Consider the following 849-nt stretch of genomic DNA (forward strand, 5'->3'; position numbering starts at 1 on the left):
TCTTGGCGTGGTCGGGCCCGCTTTCAGATACCGAATACACCGGAGCTCCCACACCACGCGAGGCAGCGAGCTCCTGAAGGCTGGTCTTCGGGTCCATCAACACACCGAAGTGGTCGGGATCCTTCATGAACGGTTCAATGAGCCGGAGCACGAAGGCCGTGGCGACATCGCCGCCCCGATCCAGGTAGACCGCACCGATCAAAGCCTCGACGGTATCGGCCAGAATGGACGATTTGTCGTGCCCACCGGTGAGTACCTCACCCCGGCCCAAGCGCACATAGTCACCAAGGCCAAGTCCTCTCGCGATTTCCGCGAGAGCAGCGCTCGACACGAGGCTGGCCCGGCGCTTGGCCAGGTCACCCTCGTCGAGATGCGGGTACGTGCGATACAGCATGACCGTAACGGCCTGCCCCAGAATGGAATCGCCGAGAAACTCCAGGCGTTCGTTCGTGGGGATGGCGCCGTTCTCGTAGGCGAATGAGCGGTGCGTCAGCGCCAGCTCAAGCAAACCTGCGTCAAGTTCTACACCGAGGGTCGCCACGAGGGGCGACCGCTCGGTTTCCGGGTTCGTCATAGTGCGACGAGTTCCAGGGGCAGACTAAACGTCGGCGACCTTGCGACCCTTGTACTCCATGAAGAGTGCGGTGCCGGCAGAGTCGGTGACGACCTTAGCGCGGTGAGGAAGGCTGTAGGTGACCTTGCCATTTTCCATCGTCTTCACGAGGGTAGGCGGGGTGGCCTTCCACTGCGCACGACGGGAGTGGGTGTTGGATCGCGACTGCTTGCGCTTCGGAACTGCCATGACTACTTCTCTTCTCTATGCGTTTCAGCATGGATGTCATCATCCGT

General features: G+C 61.2%; 2 protein-coding genes. Both read right to left on the reverse strand.

Features of this window, described 5'->3' with window-relative positions; genetic code table 11:
* On the reverse strand, positions 1-574 hold a 574-nt coding region (rnc, locus tag JF66_RS15015; protein WP_035879309.1), incomplete at its 3' end, for a ribonuclease III.
* Between the two features lie 24 nt (positions 575-598).
* Complete coding sequence (gene rpmF, locus JF66_RS15020) at positions 599-802, reverse strand: 50S ribosomal protein L32 (protein WP_035877197.1); 204 nt, start codon at positions 800-802, stop codon at positions 599-601.
* Between the last annotated feature and the right edge of the window lie 47 nt (positions 803-849).

The sequence above is a fragment of the Cryobacterium sp. MLB-32 genome (genome assembly GCF_000738085.1).
Classification (GTDB): Bacteria; Actinomycetota; Actinomycetes; order Actinomycetales; family Microbacteriaceae; genus Cryobacterium.